17 protein-coding genes and 1 other annotated feature are annotated in these 20099 nt (G+C 50.2%); of the genes, 16 read left to right on the top strand and 1 reads right to left on the bottom strand.

Going from position 1 to position 20099, the window contains the following annotated elements:
- The first annotated feature begins 1 nt into the window (after nucleotide 1).
- The 12 genes from DXA36_RS17615 to DXA36_RS17555 all read left to right on the top strand — a co-directional run bounded on the left by DXA36_RS17615 (nucleotide 2) and on the right by DXA36_RS17555 (nucleotide 15345).
- Nucleotides 2–745 (top strand): response regulator transcription factor, encoded by a 744-nt coding sequence (locus tag DXA36_RS17615; RefSeq protein ID WP_118680796.1) that lies wholly within the window; start codon nucleotides 2–4, stop codon nucleotides 743–745.
- A gap of 291 nt (nucleotides 746–1036) precedes the next feature.
- The gene (locus tag DXA36_RS17610; RefSeq protein ID WP_118680795.1) at nucleotides 1037–2755 is read left to right on the top strand and encodes an extracellular solute-binding protein; all 1719 of its coding nucleotides are present in this window, start codon (nucleotides 1037–1039) and stop codon (nucleotides 2753–2755) included.
- A gap of 116 nt (nucleotides 2756–2871) precedes the next feature.
- Entirely contained in the window at nucleotides 2872–3819 is a 948-nt protein-coding gene (locus DXA36_RS17605; protein ID WP_118680794.1) for an ABC transporter permease, read from the top strand.
- 13 nt (nucleotides 3820–3832) lie between these two features.
- Entirely contained in the window at nucleotides 3833–4747 is a 915-nt protein-coding gene (locus DXA36_RS17600) for a carbohydrate ABC transporter permease (RefSeq protein WP_118680793.1), read from the top strand.
- 19 nt (nucleotides 4748–4766) lie between these two features.
- Nucleotides 4767–7109: an alpha-L-arabinofuranosidase C-terminal domain-containing protein gene (locus DXA36_RS17595; protein WP_118680792.1), complete on the top strand. Its 2343-nt coding sequence runs from the start codon at nucleotides 4767–4769 to the stop codon at nucleotides 7107–7109.
- A 1-nt stretch (nucleotide 7110) separates the two neighbouring features.
- The gene (locus DXA36_RS17590; protein WP_118680791.1) at nucleotides 7111–8064 is read left to right on the top strand and encodes a glycoside hydrolase family 43 protein; all 954 of its coding nucleotides are present in this window, start codon (nucleotides 7111–7113) and stop codon (nucleotides 8062–8064) included.
- Nucleotides 8065–8151: 87 nt separating this feature from the next.
- A complete protein-coding gene (locus DXA36_RS17585; RefSeq protein WP_118680790.1) occupies nucleotides 8152–9684 on the top strand; it encodes a family 43 glycosylhydrolase in 1533 nt (510 codons plus the stop codon).
- Between the two features lie 248 nt (nucleotides 9685–9932).
- Entirely contained in the window at nucleotides 9933–10964 is a 1032-nt protein-coding gene (locus DXA36_RS17575; RefSeq protein ID WP_118680788.1) for a PD-(D/E)XK nuclease family transposase, read from the top strand.
- Between the two features lie 158 nt (nucleotides 10965–11122).
- On the top strand, nucleotides 11123–11776 hold the full coding sequence (locus DXA36_RS17570) for a response regulator transcription factor (protein ID WP_118680787.1): 654 nt from the start codon (nucleotides 11123–11125) through the stop codon (nucleotides 11774–11776).
- Entirely contained in the window at nucleotides 11773–13179 is a 1407-nt protein-coding gene (locus tag DXA36_RS17565) for a HAMP domain-containing sensor histidine kinase (protein WP_118680786.1), read from the top strand. Before DXA36_RS17570 ends, DXA36_RS17565 begins: the two co-directional genes overlap by 4 nt.
- A gap of 60 nt (nucleotides 13180–13239) precedes the next feature.
- Nucleotides 13240–14121, top strand: coding sequence for a hypothetical protein (locus tag DXA36_RS17560; protein ID WP_118680785.1), 882 nt, complete (start codon nucleotides 13240–13242; stop codon nucleotides 14119–14121).
- A gap of 90 nt (nucleotides 14122–14211) precedes the next feature.
- Nucleotides 14212–15345, top strand: a complete 1134-nt coding sequence (locus DXA36_RS17555) for a GNAT family N-acetyltransferase (RefSeq protein WP_118680784.1) — start codon at nucleotides 14212–14214, stop codon at nucleotides 15343–15345.
- Here the strand turns inward: DXA36_RS17555 and DXA36_RS17550 are convergent.
- The gene (locus tag DXA36_RS17550) at nucleotides 15273–15671 is read right to left on the bottom strand and encodes a hypothetical protein (protein WP_118680783.1); all 399 of its coding nucleotides are present in this window, start codon (nucleotides 15669–15671) and stop codon (nucleotides 15273–15275) included. The two genes, DXA36_RS17555 and DXA36_RS17550, sit on opposite strands and share 73 nt — an antisense overlap.
- 292 nt (nucleotides 15672–15963) lie before the next feature.
- Here DXA36_RS17550 and DXA36_RS17540 point away from each other — a divergent pair, with 292 nt between their 5' ends.
- The 4 genes from DXA36_RS17540 (at nucleotide 15964) to DXA36_RS17525 (ending at nucleotide 19709) form a co-directional block, all read left to right on the top strand.
- Nucleotides 15964–16191 carry an AbrB/MazE/SpoVT family DNA-binding domain-containing protein gene (locus DXA36_RS17540; protein WP_118680781.1) on the top strand — a complete coding sequence of 76 codons (228 nt, stop codon included), beginning with the start codon at nucleotides 15964–15966 and terminating at the stop codon, nucleotides 16189–16191.
- A 154-nt stretch (nucleotides 16192–16345) separates the two neighbouring features.
- On the top strand, nucleotides 16346–17515 hold the full coding sequence (locus tag DXA36_RS17535; RefSeq protein WP_118680780.1) for a macrolide family glycosyltransferase: 1170 nt from the start codon (nucleotides 16346–16348) through the stop codon (nucleotides 17513–17515).
- Between the two features lie 419 nt (nucleotides 17516–17934).
- Nucleotides 17935–18480: a 2-C-methyl-D-erythritol 2,4-cyclodiphosphate synthase gene (gene ispF, locus DXA36_RS17530; protein WP_118680779.1), complete on the top strand. Its 546-nt coding sequence runs from the start codon at nucleotides 17935–17937 to the stop codon at nucleotides 18478–18480.
- A 26-nt stretch (nucleotides 18481–18506) separates the two neighbouring features.
- Entirely contained in the window at nucleotides 18507–19709 is a 1203-nt protein-coding gene (locus DXA36_RS17525) for a GNAT family N-acetyltransferase (protein WP_182479133.1), read from the top strand.
- Between the two features lie 77 nt (nucleotides 19710–19786).
- Nucleotides 19787–20008 (top strand) — a binding site (T-box leader).
- Nucleotides 20009–20099 lie beyond the last annotated feature (91 nt).

The raw sequence follows: 20099 nt of genomic DNA, 5'->3' as shown, positions 1-20099 counted from the left end.
TATGTATCGAGTATTTTTGGCTGATGATGAACCCTGGATAGTAATCAGTCTGAAAAACCTGATTGACTGGGGGAAATACGGATTTCTTATTTGCGGAGAAGCAACGGACGGAATGAAAGCATGGGAACGGATACAGCGCACGAAGCCGGATCTGATTCTGTCCGATATCAAAATGCCGGGTATGGACGGGATTGAACTGATACAAAAGGTCAGGGAGGAACGGCTTCCTGCGGAGGTGGCTATCATAAGCGGGTATTCTGATTTTGAATATGCCCGTGCCGGCCTGAAATATGGATGTACGGATTATCTGATAAAGCCGGTGGATGAAGAGGAACTGATCAGTTGTCTGGAAAAGGTAAAGAAAAAACTTGATGGAATGCATGGACATGATCCGGAGGAGGAAGCGGAAGAAGAAGGGTACCGGTCGGAAGGCCGTCTGTTAAAGGAAATCCTGCAGTATATCAGGGACAATTACAGGACGGTGACGCAGCAGCAGCTTGCGGAGGAGTTCGGGATAAGTATCAGCTCCGTGAGCCAGATGATAAAGCGGCGGACGGGAAAATCCTACAGTGATCATCTTCTGGAAATCAGAATCTGCAAAGCCCAGGAGCTGCTGCGTCTGACGAATGATAGCATAGAGGATATCTCGGAAAAGGTGGGATACAGCGATTATTTTTACTTTCTCAAAGTATTTAAAAAGGCAACAGGAATCAGCCCTTCCGCTTTCCGAAGAAATCTTTCGTAGGCACAGCAGGGAGGGAAGGCAGGTTTTAGTGAAGAAGAAAAACCGGGAACCGGGAAAAACCAAAAAGGGCGGAAGAGGCCCTTTTTTATGCACGGAATATACAGGACACAAGGGGTGTGAACAATAGGGGGAAGTAAAAAAATTACCTAAAAAATTAAAATATCTTCATACTATTCGTTAATGGAAGTCTTTATAATAAACACAGTCAGACAATTGAATTCAACAATGCATTGGTGATGAAGAAAAATGGTTCCGGTAACAGATTAATTGAGGGTAAAGGAGTTTTGATTTATGAAGAGGAATGGTACAAATAAGTTTATAGCAGCTGCTATGGCAGGTGTGATGCTGGCGGGGCTGTTCGGGTGCGGATCGGCATCGGGAGTCGATACGTCTGCAGAGAGCGGGACGGCGGCAGGCACGGAGAGCGGTGCAGAAGCGGTTTCGGCAGGGGCGGCGGATGTATACTGGTTTTCCGATGTGACAGGCTGGGGACCGAACGGCTGGGAAAAGGGAGTGACCACTTCTCCGTTCCTGGATGCGGTAAAGGAGGAGACCGGGATAACCTTTACGATTGAGCAGCCGCCGACGGATGCGGACACGAAGCTGGGGCTTATGATCGCTTCCAATGATCTTCCGGATTTGATTTCCATTACAGATGCGGATACGATTAAGCAGCTGATTCAGTCCGGCAAGGTTTGGTCCATGGAAGAATTTTTGCAGACGTATGATCCGGAATCCCATTTGCTTACGGATTTTCCGGAGGATATCAAGAAAGCGGTTACTTATAAATTTGGAGGCTGGTACTCCGTACCCAGCCATATGAATTCCAATGATAACAGGAAGGTGAATCCTCCCAGCAGCCAGGTTTATGTGGATAATGTGACAAAGGGGCATAATTCCGCAATTATGTTCAATCAGACAATTATGGATGAACTGGGAATTACGCAGGAAGATGTGCAGACGGAAGAAGGATTTTACCAGGCATGTGAACTGGTTAAGAATTCAGGCTATACGGTGGACGGGCAATCCGTATTCCCTGTTATGCTCCATGCGGACTTATGGATACGGCAGTCACTGGATGGTATTATAGCAGAAACGTTCGGCGTGTCACCGGTGGATGCGGAGGGGAATTACCGGCATAAGGAATTGGATCCCGGCTATAAAAAAGCATTGAAATTTGTAAACAATCTGATTCAAAAGGGATATCTGGATATCAATTCCCTTACGATTGATGAAGCGGCATTAAAGACTTATATTGAAGGCGGAAGAGTATTCTGCTGGATCGGAAATCCGGCACAGAGCAGTAAGAAGGAAACGGTTCCTTTTGTATCCTACGGACCGATCCTTGCGGAGACGAAAGCCCGTCCGATTGTACCTATTTCACTGCAGGCGGGTTCCGGCTGGATTCAGACCTTTGTTTCCAAGGATTGTGAAAATCCGGAGCAGATAGCCAAAATGCTGAGCTTTGCCACCAGCCGGGAAGGAATGTTCCTGAATGAGTACGGTGTGGAAGGTGTGGATTATACGCTGGATGATAAGGGAATCGCAACCAGGACGGAAGAAGGAAACCAGAGGTTTGAGACCGATTATAAGAAAAACATCGCATTGTGGCCTTTTGCCAATACGGATTTTGCGTGGAGCACACAGGCGCCTCCGGCAGAGGGGACGGACGGCGCTGTATTTAATCAGGTGAGTACAGCTATCGGCAAATATGAAGACACGTATATTTATGATTCCGATTTGCTTTCCTTCCAGGATGGTAATGTGATTGAGCCTTCCAGCGATTTGGGAATCAAGGTTTCCCAGGTAAAGAGTTATCTGGAATCCCAGAAGGCGAAGATAGTTTCTGCCCCGACAGACGAACAGTTTGAGAAAGAATACGAAAGTATGCTGGAAACACTGGAGGGATATTCCATTTCGGAAATTGATGCGGAATACAATAAGACGCTGCAGCAGAACTATGAGGCCTACGGGGAAACAATCGAAAATGTGAATGCGGATCTTTACTAAAACAAATGTCCTGCGGAAAGTAATATAACCAGGAAAAGGCGCTTGGGCCGGCTGAACGGTTGCTGCCCAGGCGCCTTTTGTTCCGCAAAACAAGCAGCAGACAGGAGGAATCAATTATGGCGGGAGCCGGAAAAAACAAAAAGGGATATTCGCTGGGAAAGGATCCGGTATCGCAGCTTCAGCTTCATTTGCTGATGCTGCCGGGGACCCTGCTAATTCTCATGTTCAGTATCGTTCCGCTTTTCGGCCTGATACTGGCGTTTAAGAATTATCAGGTGACGGAAGGGATTAAGGGGGTTTTTACCAGCCCCTTTTACGGACTGCAGAATTTTAAGATCATTTTTGCCAATCATGATTTCGGGAGGATGCTTGTCAATACGCTGGGAATCAATCTGATAGGACAGCTGGTGACGATTCCCGTTACTATTTTGTTTGCTTTATTTATCAATGAGATTGCCAATCAGAAAATACGGAGCCTTGTACAGACGGTGACCTATATGCCTCACTTTATATCCTGGGTGGTGTTCGGCGGCATTATGATCACGCTTCTGGGGGCGGACGGCGGTATGGTGAACACGATTCTGATGAAGCTGGGACTGACGGACCAGCCTATTGTATTTATGGCGGAACCCGGCTTTTTCTGGACGGTTGCTATTCTGTCCAATCTGATTAAGGAGCTTGGCTGGGGGACGATTCTGTATACGGCGGCAATCGCGGGTGTGGATCAGGCGCTTTATGAGGCGGCGGAGCTGGACGGAGCCGGACGCTTTAAGAAAATGTGGTATGTGACACTCCCCAGCATCAAAGGAACCGTTGTGATTATGGTGATTTTCGCTGTGGCAGGTATTATGAACAACAATTTCGATCAGATTTATGTATTCCAGAACGCCTTTAATCTGGAACGAAGCGAAGTCATAGATACTTATATTTATAAGGTCGGCCTGCAGCAGCTTCAGTTCGGTATGGCGGCGGCAATCAATATCTTCAAATCCGTACTTGCTATTACCCTGCTGTTTACGGCAAACAGGGTTTCCAACAAACTGACGGACAGCGGATTGTTTTAAGGAGGAGAAAGAAATGAATAGCCTGAAATCAAGACGGCAGAGAAGATTCCAGATAATCCTGACGGCAGTCATGGTAATTATTATGCTGATTACGGTATATCCTGTCTGGTATTCCCTGATAAATTCCCTCAACAGCGCCCAGGATATTTCCAGAAACGGGTATGCCATGCTGTGGATGCGTGATTTCACCCTGGAAAGCTGGAAAGCGGTGCTGAATGATATGGAAATCATGAAAGCCTTCGGCATCACCTTTGCGAGAACCGTGATCGTGACTTTTCTGCAGACGCTGATCACGGCCATGTTTGCCTACGGATTCTCCAGAGGGAATCTGACCGGAAAAAAATTTTATACGGTCATAGGGTTTTTGAGCATGTACCTGAACGGCGGGGTAATCGCCTACTTTATTCTGTTTAATGCCATACATATTTACAATACGTTCTGGGTGTATGTGCTGCCGTGCCTGTTCGGCGGTTTTTATAATGTAATTATTTTCAATACGAACTTCAAGGCGATTCCGGAGTCCCTGTTTGAATCGGCCAAGATTGACGGCGCATCGGAGCATAAGATTTTTTTCCGGCTGGTACTGCCCCTGTCCAAACCGGTTATCAGCGCGCTGGGGATTTTTACAGCGGTAGCCATGTGGAATGATTACACCCAGACGCTTTATTATACCAAATCCACACAGATGCAGACGCTTTCCTACTATACGCTTTCCCTGACCAAATCCAGCGAAGCGGCGGCCAATCTGGGAAATGCCATGAACAGCGGCATGTCCTCGGTACTCACCACGATGGCGGACTCCGCATCCAACTATAAAACAATTGAGCTGGCCTGTATGGTGCTGTCGGCCATCCCTCTGATTATCATGTATCCGTTCGCCCAGAAATTTTTTGAAAAGGGTGTTATGGTAGGCTCCGTTAAAGGCTGAATGCAGAAAGGCAATAAAAATGGATAAAAAAATCATTGTTAACGGCAAAGATGAAAAAGAACCTCTGGGGGACCTGTACGGTATCTTTTTTGAGGATCTGAATCATGCGGCCGACGGCGGCCTTTACGCGGAGATGGTGCAGAACCGTTCGTTTGAATTCGATACGGTGGATAATAAGGAATACCATCCGCTGTATGCCTGGGAAAAGGTGGAGCGGGGGGATGCCGGAGTGGTTCTTTCCATCTGTACGACAGACCCGTATTGTGATAAAAATCCGCATTATCTGGTGCTGGAGGCGGTTAAACCGGGGGAAGGCGCCGGGATTGCAAACCGGGGGTACAACAGCGGTTTTGCCGTTAAAGAAGGGGAGGCGTATCTGTTTTCCTGCTATACTAAGAAGCTGTCCGAGGATCCGGTGGAACTGCGGGTTGCTCTGGAGGGGCAGGACGGCTGTGAATATGCTGTCCTGACTCTGTGTGCAGAGGACACCGGCTGGAGGAAACAGGAGGGGCGGCTTGTCAGCAGCAGAACGGATGCCGCGGCAAGGCTTGTGCTGACCTTGCCGCAGAAGGGAACGCTTGCCCTGGATTTTGTTTCCCTGTTCCCCGAGGATACTTTTATGGGGCGCAGAAACGGGATGCGCAAGGATATCGCCCTGAAAATAAAGGATATGAAGCCGAAATTCATGCGTTTTCCGGGAGGGTGTCTCGTCCATGACGGTTCCCTGGACCCGGAGGCCAGGAATTCCATGTACCGGTGGAAAAATACCATCGGGCCGGCGGAGGAGCGGCCGGCCAGGAGAAACAGCTGGGGATATAACCAGACGCTGGGTCTGGGCTTTTTTGAGTATTTCCAGTTTTGCGAGGATATCGGCGCCAAGCCTCTTCCGGTGCTTCCCGGCGGCTATGACCCCCATCATCAGCGGGTGGTCCCCATACAGGAAATGCAGCCATGGATCCAGGATGCGCTGGATTTGATAGAATTTGCCAACGGATCCCCGGAAACCGGATGGGGGGCGGTCAGGGCACAGATGGGGCATGAAGCTCCCTTTGGGCTGGAGTATCTTGCTATCGGCAATGAGGAGGTGGGCGATGCTTTTTTTGAAAGGTATCCCTTGTTCCACAAGGCTGTCCGGGAAAACTACCCGGAAATTAAAATCATAGGTACGGCGGGGCCGTTTGCAGCGGGAAGCGAATATGAAAAAGGCTGGAGCTGTGCGAAGGAATGCGGAAGCGATCTGGTGGATGAGCATTACTACCATACGCCGGAATGGTTTCTGGCAAACCATCACAGATATGACTCCTTCCGTGCAGAGGATCCGAAGGTTTTTCTGGGAGAGTATGCAAGCTGGGGGAATACCTGGTATAATGCTCTTGTGGAGGCCAGCTTTATGCTGGGACTGGAACGTAATGCAAAGGCTGTGGGGCTGGCCTGTTATGCGCCAATGCTGGCAAACGCGGATTATGTGAACTGGAAGCCGGATATGATCTGGTTCAATAACCGGGAGGTTTTCGGAACTCCTGACTATTATGTCCAGAAGCTTTTTATGAACCATCAGGGGAGCAGAAGGCTTGGAGTACGGACGCAGGGACTGGGTGAGCCGGAGAGAAAGGAACAGCCGCTGCGGGGAAGCATCCGGCTGCAGGGGTATAACGCGGAGGTCCTTTACCGCAGCGTAACCCTGGAAAACAACAGGACAGGAGAACGTAAGGATTTCGGGGATTACCATCTGAAAAAAGGGGAGGTGTCCGTGCTGCCCGCAGAGACGGAGTGGGAGGATTATACCATCAGCTGCAGGGCGGTGGAGCTGGATGGCTTTCAGGGCTTTCAGATCTTTTTCGGCTGGCAGGATGAGGAGAACCATTATTGCTGGACCGTGGGCGGCTGGCAGAATTATGACCTTCTGCTGAGCAAAAGGGTTCATGGATGCGTGTCGGATCTGACCCAAAGCCTGATCCGTGTCAGCGGAGGGCAGGAATACGAGCTGAAGCTGCAGGTATCAGGACACAGGCTGTGCGCATGGGTGGACGGCAGACTCTGTGCAAAAACCGAGGACAGGCCGGTGGTGATCGAACCTTTGTATTACGGGGCAAGCCGTGACGAAGCGGATCAGGCGCTTATCCTCAAGGTGGCGAATCTCCGGGAAGAGAGTATAGCCGTACAGCTGGAACTGGAGGACATGTGCGGCAGTGTCCTGCGGGGAACCATTTACACCATGCAGGCGGATCCGGCGGCGGAAAATGATTTTGAACAGCCGGAAAGGGTAGCGCCGAAGGAAAGTCCTTTTCACAGCAAGGGCGGGAGCTTTGCCTACGAGTTTCCGGGATTGTCACTGACGATATTCAGACTCAAGGAGGAATAAAATGCAGGCATACTTATTTGTACATTTTAAAGAAAAGACAACCCCTGACGGGGAGCAGGTGTATTTCGGACTGAGTAAGGACGGATTTCACTGGGAAGAGGTAAACGGAGGGAATCCGGTGCTCTGGACGTATTATGGGGAGAAAGGGGTCAGGGATTTTACGATTACCAGATGTGAAGGAAGTGGCAGGTTTTATATTTTTGCCACGGATCTGAGCCTTTCCTATGGTATGAGAAACCAGTATCACGGCTCCTGGGAGGAAATCGGGAGAAACGGCAGCAAATGCTTTTCCGTATGGGAATCGGACAATCTGGTTGACTGGACGGAGCAGAGGCTGGTAACGATCGGGGATGCGGATTTCGGCTGTCTGTGGGCGCCGGATATCATTTATGACAGGGAAAACAGGGACTATCTGCTTCACTGGTCTTCCTCCCACCGCTGCAACGAGTATGGAAAAAAAGGGATCTATTTCTGCAGGACAAAAGATTTCAAAGAATTTGGCTCTCCCCGGGTTCTGTACCGGAAAGAGGACAGCGGTGTGATTGATTCCGCTATTTATGAGGAAAACGGCTGGTACTACATGTTTGTTAAGAGCGAAGGGAATCCGGAGAAAATCATCCTCCTGCGCGCGGAACATGCGGCGGGTCCTTACGAACGGGTGGAAGCCTTCGACAAAAGCATGGAGGCCGTGGAAAGCGGCCTGTATGAAGCACCTACGGCGGTGAAGCTGGAGGATGGAAGATGGTGTCTGTTCCTGGATTATTATGGGGTGCCGGGCGCCGGACAGGGCTATGTCCCCTTTGTGGCGGACAGCCTGTCGGACGGGCGGTTTGTGCGATCGGACGCTTCTTTTTCCTTCCCTTACGGCTTTAAGCACGGTACGATCCTGACGATTTCCATGGAGGAATACGAGAGGATAAAAAACCACGACTGGTCGGATAAAGGCTATGTATAAACAGCCGGGCATGCTATAATGTTTCCGAAAGTAACTGTGAAGGTGCTGAACAGTTGCTTTTGATTAATAGTAGGAGGGAAGAGCATAATGACCAAAAAACAGGTATTCAACCCCTATCTGCCATCTTATGAATACGTACCGGATGGGGAACCCCATGTGTTCGGCAGCCGTGTGTATGTGTATGGCAGCCATGACCGTTTTGACGGAGAGATGTTCTGTCTGAACGATTATATCTGCTATTCGGCGGATGTGACGGACTTGACGCAGTGGAAGTATGAGGGCGTTATTTTCAGGAAGGAACAGGATCCGAGAAACCAGAACCCAACGGAAAAAGAGCCGATCCGGAAAATTTATCATGTGAAGTCCAGATTTGGGAACGGTCTGAATCCTCCGGGAATCCATGCGCTATGGGCACCGGATGTGGTGAAAGGGCTGGACGGGAGATATTATTTATATTACTGTCTGGATTTTCTTCCGGAGATCGGCGTCGCGGTCTGTGATACACCTGCGGGAAGCTATGAATTTTTGGGCTTTGTGAAGCATGCGGACGGAACGGTTCTCGGAAAAGGAGAAACGGATCTGGGACAATTCGATCCCGGCGTTTTCATCGATGATGACGGGGAAATCTATCTGTATTCCGGCAATGCGCCCATGCATAAGGAACACATCGGAGGAAAACAAGGCTCACAGGTAATGACGCTGGAGCCGGATATGGTCACTCTGAAAACAGAGCCAAGGCTGCTTCTGCCATCGATTGCGGACAGCCAGGGGACAGGCTTTGAAGGGCATGAATTCTTTGAAGCCAGTTCTATCCGTAAAATCGGAAGTACTTATTATTTTGTATATTCCTCCGTTCTCAGCCATGAATTATGCTATGCGGTCAGCAGCAGGCCGGACCGGGATTATACCTATGGGGGAACGCTTATCGATATCGGGGATGTGGGCCTTGACGGCAGGACGGCGGCGGATGCCCTGAACTGTCTGGGAAATACCCACGGCGGCATGGAATATATCAACGGACAGTGGTATGTTTTTTATCACAGACAGACCAACCGCACCCAGTTTTCCAGACAAGGCTGCGCGGAAAAAATAGAAATAGCGGAGGACGGAAGCATCCGTCAGGTTCCGGTAACCTCCTGCGGCCTGAATGACGGCCCTCTGGAAGGAAAAGGGACGTATCCCGCTTATATCTGCTGCAGGCTTACCGGCAGGGATGGAGCCGTATTCTCCGGCCAGAGCGAGATGCAGTTTGCTTTCCCTTATCTGACACAGGATGTTCCCGACAGGGAGCCGGATGTGGAAGGCGTGAATACGGAGGAAGGGCTTCCCGCCCAGTACATAGCCAATGTGGGAGACGGGACGGTCATCGGGTACAAGTCCTTTTGTTTCGATGGAGTAAGTAAGGCTGCCGTGCTGGTAAGGGGCAGCGGGAAAGGCACCGTGACGGTTTCTGTCGAAGCGGACGCAGCCGCAGCCGGTACGATCCGGGTGGATGTGGATTCGGATTCCTGGCAGGAGTTTTCCGGTGAGGTGACTATGCCGGACGGCGTGCAGGATTTGTATTTCCGTTATGACGGAGAAGGCTGTATTGATTTTATTGCTTTTTCGCTGGAGAACTGAAACCGCCGGCATTCATGACGGTGTGCCAGGCAAATAGAAAAAGCCCGTATTTTTATTCAGAAGAATGGAATAAGGATACGGGCCTTTTAATGTTGATATATATAAAAATATATGTTATTATAATTTCGTCACACAGCAGTATCTACGCTGCTGTAATAACAGGCCGTCCAGGCCGGTCTTTCATTTCGGCGCTTCTTTTCGAAGCAATAATCCGTAAATGACAAAAAGGAAAGACAGGAGGAGCATTTATGGCAAATAAGCTCAGGAATTATTTCCCGCTCATCAGGGAACGAAAGGAGGTGTTGGAGGAGATTGGCGCGAACAGCGGACTGCAGGCGGAGTTTGCCGGCTGGAAGCCCGCGCAGCAGGAGGAGTTTTTGGATTTCTGCACGGGGATGAAGGGGGTAAAGGTGCTTTATGACTCTTTTTTTAAAGAGGTTATGAGCCCGGAATATACGCCCGCCAGGCTGAACCGTTTTCTGTCGTTACTGATAGGGAAGGAGGTAACGATCCGCCAGGTGATTCCGAATGACGGCAGCAGGATTGCCGATGAGAATACACTGCTGATCACGGATATCGTGGTAGAATTCGAAGACGGCAGCCTGGCAAATGTGGAAATCCAGAAAATCGGATATTCCTTTCCCGGAGAGCGCAGCGCCTGTTATTCTGCAGATTTGCTGTTAAGGCAGTATAAAAGGGTGCGGGACGAAAAGAACAGGGCAAAGCAGAAATTCAGCTACAAGGATATCAAAAATGTATATATTATTGTACTGTTTGAGAAAAGTGCAAGAGAGTTTCATGCTGTTCCGGAAAACTATCTGCATAAATCCTATTGGGGCTTCGATACAGGTTTGGAAGTGGGGCTTCTGCAGAATTTTATCTTCATAACGCTTGACATTTTTCGAAAAAATATGCAAAATAAAAGGATAGATAAGGAACTGGATGCGTGGTTTATGTTTTTTAGTTCCGAAGATCCGGAACGGATAATTGAGCTGATAGATAAATATCCGATGTTCAGGGAACTGTATGACGATATTTATGGAATCTGCCGGAATATGGAAAAGGTGATGGGTATGTTTTCGAAGGAATTGCGGGAACTGGATCGGAATACGGTGCAGTATATGATTGATGAGATGCAGGAGACGATTGATGCCCAAGCGGCAGCTCTGGAGGAAGAAAGGAAAAGGCGGGAAGAAGAAAGGAAAGAGCTTGAAGAAGAAAGAATGAAGTATGCACAGGCTCTTAAACGCATAAAAGAGCTGGAAAGTAAACTGAAATAAAAACCAATTGCAAAGCGGAGGCGCATAACGCTGCCTCCGCTTATGCTTTGCCTTTTTTAAACAGAATCCGGCACAGAAGGCTTCGGCTTTAATAACTTTATAATAACTTTGCATTAAACTATAGATACGAAAAAAATCCCTGGAGAAAAGAGAAGATTATGGCGGATATATTGATCGTAGAAGATGAAACGGCAATCAACGAGCTTGTCCGGAGAAATCTGGAGCTTGTAGGGCACCGCTGTGTGTCCGCATATGACGGGGAGGAGGCGATCCGGCGGCTGGAGGAGGAGCAGTTTGATCTGATGCTGCTGGATATTATGCTGCCGGGAGCAGACGGCTTTGAAGTGTATCAGACCGTGGAGCATGTGCCCACGATTTTCCTCACGGCTAAAGGAGGGCTTTCCGATCGGGTGAAGGGCCTGCGCATGGGAGCGGATGACTATATTATCAAGCCTTTTGAAATGCTGGAGCTTTTGGCCAGGGTGGAGGCCGTGCTACGCCGGACCAGGAAAAGCGGGACCGATTTCGTCTTTTACGGGATTCGGATTGATTTCATAAGCCGGACAATCGAGAAGGACGGACAGGAAACCGAGTGCACACCCCGGGAGTATGAACTGCTGGAAACCCTGGTAAAGAACCGGAATATCGCTCTGTCCCGGGAACGTCTCCTGGATTTGGTATGGGGATATGATTATGAAGGAGATATCAGAACCGTAGATGTCCATATCCAGAAGCTGCGCAAAAAGCTGGGGTTGGAGAAATGTATTAAAACCGTCTATAAGCTGGGATACCGGCTGGAGATACCGAAATGAAAAAAAAGACTTTTTTTACCACGCAGTTTATGTTCCTTTTATTTTTCAATGGAGCCATTCTTCTGCTATCCGTCATGCTGTGGAATGAAAAAAGGGATGTACAGGAGGAAATGGCTCTTTCTGAGCATTATTTCATCCTTTCATCCCTGATGCGGGATATGCAGGCGGAAAGCAGCAGGAGCGGGGAGACCGGTTATGATCCGGCAAAGCTTATGGAGCCTTATACCCAATACAGGAGGGATAAACGGAGGGCGTTGTTTTTGTATCAGGGAGAAAAACTGCGGTATAGTGATGCCGGGGATATGCCGGAATGGGATATGGCCGGCAGGGGCGCTTCCGGCGAAGGGTTCCGCAGGCTTTGGACAGAAGGGCTGTATCTTTATGTAGAAGGTAAGTTTCCGGATCCCTGGGAGGATTATACGCTGGTTTACCGGTATGATATGAAGGCAAAATATGAGAGCTGGAACAAACTGAAAAATACCCTTTTCCTGGGGGGAAGCGTCTGTTCCCTCCTTCTGTCCCTCTGCCTCCTGGCTTTGCTGAACCGTTTGTTCGCCCCGCTGCAGCAGATTGCGGAAACCTCCCTCAGCATTGCGGCCGGGGATTTGCAGGGCAGGCTGCCGGACAAAGGAAAGGATGAGGTGGCGGCTATGGCAAAAAGCTTTAATGAGATGGCATCCACCATCGAAAAGCAGATAGCCGCCCTCCGGGAAGCCGCCGAACAGAAGCAGCGCCTTGTGGATAATTTTGCCCATGAGCTGCGGACCCCCCTCACCGCCATATACGGCTATGGGGAATATCTCCAGAAGGCCGCTGTCACGGAGGAGGACAAAACGGCCTGCGCCGGTTATATTATGTCGGAATGCCGCCGGCTGTCCAATTTGTCCCGGCAGCTTCTGGAGCTTGCTGCGCTGCGGGGAGAGGAAATGGTGTGGGAAAAAATCCCGGTCAGGCATCTTTTTGAAGCGGTGGGATATACGATGCGCTCCAAGGCTGAAAAAAGGGGGATAACCATAACGTTTCAGCCGGAGCTGGATGTGCTTACCGGGAACCGGGAACTTTTGGAAAGCCTGCTGATCAATCTGATTGACAACAGCATCAAGGCCTGTGAAAGCGGAGGAAGGATCCGGGTCAGCGCTTTTGCGGAAGGCAAAAAAGCGGTTCTTTGCGTTTCGGATAATGGAAGAGGGATCCCGGCGGAGGAACTTCCCCGGGTGAAGGAAGCTTTTTACCGGGTGGATAAGGCACGCAGCCGGAAAGAAGGCGGAGCCGGCCTGGGGCTTTCCCTGTGCGAACAGATTGCCGATGCCCATCAGGCGGTTATGCGGATGGAATCTTCTCCGCAGAAAGGTACAACGGTACACATATATTTTCCTTTTAATAAGTCGGTAACAAGTCGGTGATAACTTTCTGATATTCCCGTATTATAGTAGCCTTATCAAAAAGAAAGGCAGGTAAGAATTATGAGAAAAATAAGAAAAAACAAAGGGAAAACAGGAATTGCCGTTTGCGCGGCGCTGGGAATGGTGATAGGATGTACCGCTTTATTCAGCAGTCTGGCGGAAGCCGCTGCTGCGGTGGATATGGGGGGGATACAGACGATTCCCACTGCGTATACTCTGCCCGCATCCGCAGAAAACCGGACGGTACCGGAAGGGTATCAGAAAGCGGCTTATACTGTTGTGGCGGATCCGCTGGAATATTACCAGGACAAAAAGCCGACGGAAAAGGATCTGACACAGGAAGAAGCGGCGGAAATAGGGGCGCAGCTGCTTTGGAAGCTGTTTGGGGTAAAACTGGACGGCGCCACGATCTATATGGGCTATGATACCGGGACATATACCTTCCCCAGGGCATCCTGGAACGGTGATGTGAGATTCGGCAAGAGCAGGACGCCGGCAGATACCGGCTATTCATTTTCCATTGATGCGGTTACCGGAGAAGGCTTTAGCGCAGCTTACGGAAGGACGCTCAGCGTAACGGTGGATTTGGGACCGGATAAGGCTCTGGCACAGAATCCGTCAGAATATAGCAAGCTGGCAAAGGCTTTAGCGGAAAAGGCAAACCTGGTGAACGGGGAAGTCAGGGAATGTATTTATAACTGCCAGGGTTACGGGAGCAATGATCCGGATATAACCATAGATGTAATCGGGGTCAACGGACAGAAAGCATCCCTTACCTTTTCCCGGTACGATAAGGCCCTGAAAGGAGTGGGGCTGCCTGCGGGAACCGAGATAAATGAAATGGTAGACAAAATTTTTGAACAGGAGGCTGCAAACTGGGCGGAATCAGCCGGGAAGGACGCCCGGGAGGGAGAGCCGTCAGAGATCCTCCAGGCAAGGTAATATGGCTTCGGTTTAGGATTGACAGCCGGATGGATATGGGGTACACTGGCGCTAAAACATGATAAAACAGGGAAAGAGGTACGAAAAGGAATGAGTGAATACAGAATAGCGAAGCCGGAAGAACGGGAAGCATACATAGAACTGGCGAATTATGTTTTCAGCAAAGCCCACTGTCCTCATGATTTTGAAACATTGATACCAAAGGTTTACGGGGAAGGCGTGGAGTCCGCTTTTATGCATCGGGTTGCTGTGGATGAGAAGGGAAAGCTGCGCGCCCAGATTGCGGTGCTGCCGGAAACACTTATGGCAGGAGGACATCCTCTGCGGGCAGGGTATGTGGGTACGGTTTCCGTACATCCCAAAGCGCGGGGAGAAGGACATATGAAAATCCTCATGGAGGACTGGCTGAAGGAAATGCGAAAGACCTGTGATCTGGCTGTTCTGGGCGGACAGAGGCAGAGATATGAATACTTCGGCTTTACCAGGGGCGGCGTCCAGGTAAAATATACGGTGACAGGGGACAATATCCGCCATGCCCTGAAACGGACGGATATACAGGGGATCTCCTTTGTTCCCCTCCGGGAAGCGGAAGGGGCGGCAGCTTTTGTCTGCAGGAAAAACGAGGAACGTCCGTTCTGGGTAACGAGGGAGCCGGAATCGGTTTTAACCATTGTGGAAACTGCAGATGAGAGGCCTCTCGCCATAAAGAAGGACGGCCAGCTGGCAGGCTATCTTCTGACCGGTAAAGACGGGAAAACGATCTATGAGCTGGTGACGGAGCGGCAGGAGGATCTGGAAGCGGCGGTAAAGGCCTATCTGGCATATGCAGGGGTACAGGAAACGGAAATATATGTCCCTGCCTTTGATAAGAACCTGAATCAATGCATCGGCCGTTTTGCGGAATATTATTCCACAGAACCCAGCGGCATGTACCAGATATTTGATTTTGCCAATGTATTGGAAGCCTATCTGACCCTGAAACAGAATACCCTCGGCCTTACGCCCGGTGAATTCTCCGCATATCTGGACGGACAGCCCGTAACGGTACGGGTGACGGATGCCGGAGTCTGTGTGGAAAGAAAGGCTCTGCCGGGTGCCGTTGTACTGGAAAAACAGCAGGCCCAGCAGCTCCTGCTTTCCGATTATGGCCGTTACATGGAGGTTCCTTCTCCGGCAGGCTGGTTCCCGCTGCCGGTATTCTGGTATACGGCAGATTCCTTTTGACAGATTCCCGGCATCTGGGAACAGAGAATGCCGGCAAGCATTTCTTCCGGCAGCCGGCAGCCGTTTATGATCCAATAGGTCAGCACGCTCCAGAACCCGCCCGAATGATAGGACAGGCTGCAGGCAAAGGAATCCCTGTCGTCCGGGAGGCTTTCCCGGGAAGGAAACAGCCAGGGAAGGGAAGAAATACATTCCAGATATCTGCCGAACAGCAGATATGTGATATTGTTCTTATTCAATAGTTCAAGAAGAGAGGCGTTGCCTTTCCAGAAAGCGAAGCAGGAAGCGAGTATGGAAGGGTACGTCTCTTTCTGCGTGAGAAGCATTGGTTCACGGAACTCTTCTATTAGGTGCCTATGGTCTATGCCGTCTGGTTTTTGACCGGCAGATTATCGCTTCCTGTGCTGTGGAACTATCTTCTTGTTTTCCTGTTTTCCCTTGCCGCGGCTATCCTGCTGTGCCTGTGCTTTTGCAGGGTTCCCATATTAAACCGGCTGTTCGGCCTCGCGGATATGCATCAACAAAACCAAAGGAGTTGACGGCCTGCCGGAATGATGGTACGATTTTTCTTACAAGTATAACTGTAGATCCAAAGGCAGATATAAGGAGGAAACGGATATGGCAAAGATTAAGCCGCCCAAGGGAAAATTCGTAGCATCGGTCAAAGTGGGGCCAAAGGGACAGATAGTTGTGCCGAAGGAAGTGAGGGATATGTTCGGGATTGAACCCGGGGATATGCTTCTCATGCTCGCGGACGAAGAGCAGGGGATAGGGATCCTGCCTTTTGACAGTACGGTGCAGCTGTTTGAAGATGTTTTTAACAGAAAGGAGACGGAAGAAGAATAGGGGCCGTGAATGATAACCCAGCTGGTTCTTTCCCGCGTTCGGAGCTTTTTTAATGTTGACATTCCGCATTGACGGGAGTATGATTTAAGCATAAAAGTAAGAAAAGTAATACATATAAAACAAATTATAAAAAGTATTAAAAAGGAGGATGTAAATGGGAAGGATTGCTTTTTTTAATATTTATGCTTACGGTCATACGAACCCTACGTTGGAGGTGGTTCGTGAACTGGCTGGCAGGGGGCATGCGATCCGTTATTATTCGTTTGCTGAATTCCGGGACCGGATAGAAGCGGCGGGTGCTGACTGTGTATGCTGTGATGAGTATATGCCTCCGGTTCCGGCGGATATTGATAAAAAGGTGGGGAAGGATCTGGCCTCGCTGCTGTCTATGACGGTTCATGTAACGCTGGCTATGGAGGATCGGGTCATGGAGGATTTCCGTAAATGGAGGCCGGATTGTATTGTATCGGATTCCATTTGCATCTGGGGAAAGCTGTATGCGGGGAAGCTTGGGATCCCCTATGTGTGTTCCACGACCACGTTTGCCTTTAACAGATATACCGCAAAGCTGATGAAACAGAAGCCGGGGGACTTGTTCCGCATGATGACCGGTATGAGGGAGATAAAGGAGAGGATGAAGGAGCTGCGGCAGCATGGTTATGGTGTGGATAAATTTTACGAACTGATACAAAATGATAACGATACGGATACGATTGTTTATACCTCCAGGGAATTCCAGCCGATGGCGGATACGTTTTCTTCCAGGTACCGGTTTACGGGGCCGTCCCTGTCTGTGCCTTCCCCGTCCCGGGCTGTAAACGGCCGGCCGGTCATTTATATTTCCCTGGGGACGGTGCTGAATAAGCAGGAGGGCTTTTACCGCAGCTGTATGGAAGCGTTAAAGGAAGAGGATGCAGATGTCATAATGGCGGTGGGAATGCATACCGATATTTCCTCGCTGGGGAGCATTCCCGCTAATTTCCGTATAGAACCCAGGGTGGATCAGCTGCGCACCCTGCAGCAGGCCCGTGTCTTTATAACCCACTGCGGTATGAACAGTGTGAGTGAAAGCCTTTACTTCGGCGTCCCTCTTGTGCTGTTTCCCCAGCAGCCCGAAGAAGGGGCCGTGGCCCGCAGGACACAGGAACTGGGAGCAGGTATCCTGTTGAAAAACATATATCCGGCAGCGGTAAAGGATGCCGTAAGGCAGATACTGGAGAAGGAGGATTACCGGGACTGTGCACGACGGATTGGGGACACTCTCCGGAAGGCCGGCGGCGCGGCAAAAGCGGCGGACGGAATCGAAGCGGTTCTGAGGAGATAATCAGACAGGCATGTTGCTGGTAACGGCCCTTTGCGCCTGCCGTCCAGTGGTTTTGCCTGCCCGTTTACCCTCCCGGCTTTACTCCGGGGGTGGCGGTGCTGCAAGGTTCCTTCCAGGGTGCGCTCTCGCTCGGTTAAAAACGCAGCAGTACTAACGCTGTAAAGGACACAGCGTAAGGACTGGCGTTTTCAGACGCCCCTTCCAGGAATCCTTGCAGCACCGCCACCCCCGGAGTAAAGCCGGGAGGGTAAACGGGCAGGCAAAACCATTGGATGGCAGGTGCAAAGGGCCGTTACCAGCAACATGAGAAAAAATGAAGAACGCTCTGCCTGTTATTTATTCCGGAATTGTGGTATACTTTCACCAGACGTCGATCAGACTTGTCTGGGCTGTTACAAAGAATGTAAGGAGAATTATAGATGAGAATAGGAATGGGATATGATGTACACCGTCTGACCGAAGGAAGAAAGCTGATAATCGGCGGGGTGGACATCCCTTATGAAAAAGGGCTTCTTGGCCATTCGGATGCGGACGTACTTCTCCACGCCATAATGGACGCCCTTCTTGGCGCAGCGGCCCTTGGAGATATCGGAACGCATTTTCCGGATTCCGATCCTGCTTATAAGGGGATCAGCAGTATGGAGCTTTTAAAGAAGGTGGGACAGCTTCTGGAGGAGCACAGTTTCCTTATTGAAAATATCGATGCGACGATTATCGCCCAGGCCCCGAAAATGCGGCCTTTTATTGATACCATGAGAGAAAATATCGCCCGGGCTCTTCAGATCGAAGTTTCCCAGGTGAATGTAAAGGCGACTACAGAGGAAGGGCTGGGTTTTACCGGTACGGGAGAAGGGATTTCATCCCAGGCAGTCTGCCTTTTAAATACACCCTATGGACTTTATTCTTCAGATATCGATGCCGGATGTACAGGCTGCGGTGGCTGCCCGAAGGCCGGAACACAGTAAAGGCTGGATAAAAAATGGATGTGCATATGCAACAGATAAAAAAAATAGAAGGCGGCGCCTGCTGCAGCCTGCGTCCTCTGTGGGAAGAAGTTTTCTTTGAGGACACCAGGCTTTTTAACGATTACTATTTTGAGAACAAAGCGGAAAAAAACACAGCCCTGGTTTTGGAGGAGGACGGACAAGATCTGGCGATGCTGTATCTGACCCCCTACAGGCTGTGCATGAAAAGCGGAGGTTCCTGCCGGTTGGTGGAATCCGATTATGTGGTGGGAGTGGCTACAAGGGAGAAATGGCGGCACAGAGGTTATATGGGCAGGCTTTTGAAGGAAGCCTGCCTGGAACGGTATGGGAGGGAACGTCCGTTTCTGTATCTGATGCCGGCTTCCCCGGCGATTTATGAGCCGTTCCAGTTTTCCTATATTTATGACAAGCCGCGGTGGAGGCTGCAGACGGATCTGGCGCTGAAGGTTTACTCTCTTTTGGAGGGAGAGGCCAGAGCGGCGGAAGCCGTCCGTTATGAACGCAAAATCCTGCAGGCGGCAGAGGATGTACGGGAGGAAAAGCTGCAGGGAGGCTCCGGGGCGCTGGAAATACGCCCTCTGGAAGAGGAGGATATACCCGGCCTGGCAGATTTTGCCTCCGCCCAGCTTGAACGCAGGTACCAGCTGTACACGCAGCGTTCGGAGGACTATTTCCGGCTGGCGCTGAAGGAAATGTATGCCCAGCAGGGGGATATCTTCCTCTTACTGGATGAAGGGACGATTGTGGGCTATTTTTTCTATGGACGAGAAAAAGAGGCGGAAATCCAGGAGGCCATGGTTCTTCCCGAATACGAAGAGCTTCTTATGGAACAGGCCCCGGAATGCAGGCCCGCCATTATGGGCAGGATAGTTCATCTTCCCGCAATGCTTTCCCTAATCCAATCCAGGCAGAGAATGGAAATCCTTCTGCAATACACGGATCCTCTGATAGAAATGAACAACGGCTTCTATTGCTGGAAAGCAGGTCCGGAGGAAAGCACGGTACAGAAGCTGCCGGAGGCGGACGTTTGCGGAAAGCTGTATGCAGAAACCTCCCCGGAACGGTTATGCGCATTTCTGTTCGGAAGAGCGCCGGCGGACAAATGCTTTACTTTTAAAGGAAGTTATCTCTGGGAAAAGATGGGGCTGCTGCGCAGCCTGGAACAGGTTAAGACGCTCCGGGATATATGCATTAATGAAATCGTGTAGCCGGAATACTAACAAAAAAGTTGACAAAAAATGTAATTTTGCATATCCTGTATATACAGACATCGATCCAACGATAGGAAAAGGCGAAGAACGGAAAGAGTAGGTATGTATTCTGCCGCAGAGAGGGAATGTCACCGGCTGCAAGCATTCCCGGCAAGGACAGCTGAAAGTGCCTCCGGGAGCTGATCCGGTGAAAGGAAGGGATTCCCTTTAACCGGATACGTTAACGCACGTTACGCGATATAAGTGCAGGCTATTGCCTGAAGCAGAGTGGAACCGCGGCTTCAACCGTCTCTTAGCAGAGTATGGAAGAAGGCGCGTTTTTTCGTTGCGGATCAGAAGGCGCAAGGCATCGGAACCGTAGAAGCGGCGGACAGTCAGATTGGTGTC

Source organism: Eisenbergiella sp. OF01-20 (assembly GCF_003478085.1).
Lineage (GTDB): Bacteria > Bacillota > Clostridia > Lachnospirales > Lachnospiraceae > Eisenbergiella.
The sequence above is the reverse complement of the archived record's forward strand: the minus strand, read 5'-3'. Positions and strand labels throughout refer to the sequence as shown.

Coding starts and splice junctions, on each gene's coding strand:
- DXA36_RS17595 (WP_118680792.1), top strand. CDS start 4,767: ATGGATAAAAAAATCATTGTTAACGGCAAAGATGAAAAAGAACCTCTG.
- DXA36_RS17565 (WP_118680786.1), top strand. CDS start 11,773: ATGAAAAAAAAGACTTTTTTTACCACGCAGTTTATGTTCCTTTTATTT.
- DXA36_RS17540 (WP_118680781.1), top strand. CDS start 15,964: ATGGCAAAGATTAAGCCGCCCAAGGGAAAATTCGTAGCATCGGTCAAA.
- DXA36_RS17575 (WP_118680788.1), top strand. CDS start 9,933: ATGGCAAATAAGCTCAGGAATTATTTCCCGCTCATCAGGGAACGAAAG.
- DXA36_RS17585 (WP_118680790.1), top strand. CDS start 8,152: ATGACCAAAAAACAGGTATTCAACCCCTATCTGCCATCTTATGAATAC.
- DXA36_RS17560 (WP_118680785.1), top strand. CDS start 13,240: ATGAGAAAAATAAGAAAAAACAAAGGGAAAACAGGAATTGCCGTTTGC.
- DXA36_RS17570 (WP_118680787.1), top strand. CDS start 11,123: ATGGCGGATATATTGATCGTAGAAGATGAAACGGCAATCAACGAGCTT.
- DXA36_RS17615 (WP_118680796.1), top strand. CDS start 2: ATGTATCGAGTATTTTTGGCTGATGATGAACCCTGGATAGTAATCAGT.
- DXA36_RS17550 (WP_118680783.1), bottom strand. CDS start 15,671: ATGCTTCTCACGCAGAAAGAGACGTACCCTTCCATACTCGCTTCCTGC.
- DXA36_RS17600 (WP_118680793.1), top strand. CDS start 3,833: ATGAATAGCCTGAAATCAAGACGGCAGAGAAGATTCCAGATAATCCTG.
- DXA36_RS17610 (WP_118680795.1), top strand. CDS start 1,037: ATGAAGAGGAATGGTACAAATAAGTTTATAGCAGCTGCTATGGCAGGT.
- DXA36_RS17525 (WP_182479133.1), top strand. CDS start 18,507: ATGCAACAGATAAAAAAAATAGAAGGCGGCGCCTGCTGCAGCCTGCGT.
- DXA36_RS17605 (WP_118680794.1), top strand. CDS start 2,872: ATGGCGGGAGCCGGAAAAAACAAAAAGGGATATTCGCTGGGAAAGGAT.
- DXA36_RS17555 (WP_118680784.1), top strand. CDS start 14,212: ATGAGTGAATACAGAATAGCGAAGCCGGAAGAACGGGAAGCATACATA.
- DXA36_RS17535 (WP_118680780.1), top strand. CDS start 16,346: ATGGGAAGGATTGCTTTTTTTAATATTTATGCTTACGGTCATACGAAC.
- DXA36_RS17590 (WP_118680791.1), top strand. CDS start 7,111: ATGCAGGCATACTTATTTGTACATTTTAAAGAAAAGACAACCCCTGAC.
- ispF (WP_118680779.1), top strand. CDS start 17,935: ATGAGAATAGGAATGGGATATGATGTACACCGTCTGACCGAAGGAAGA.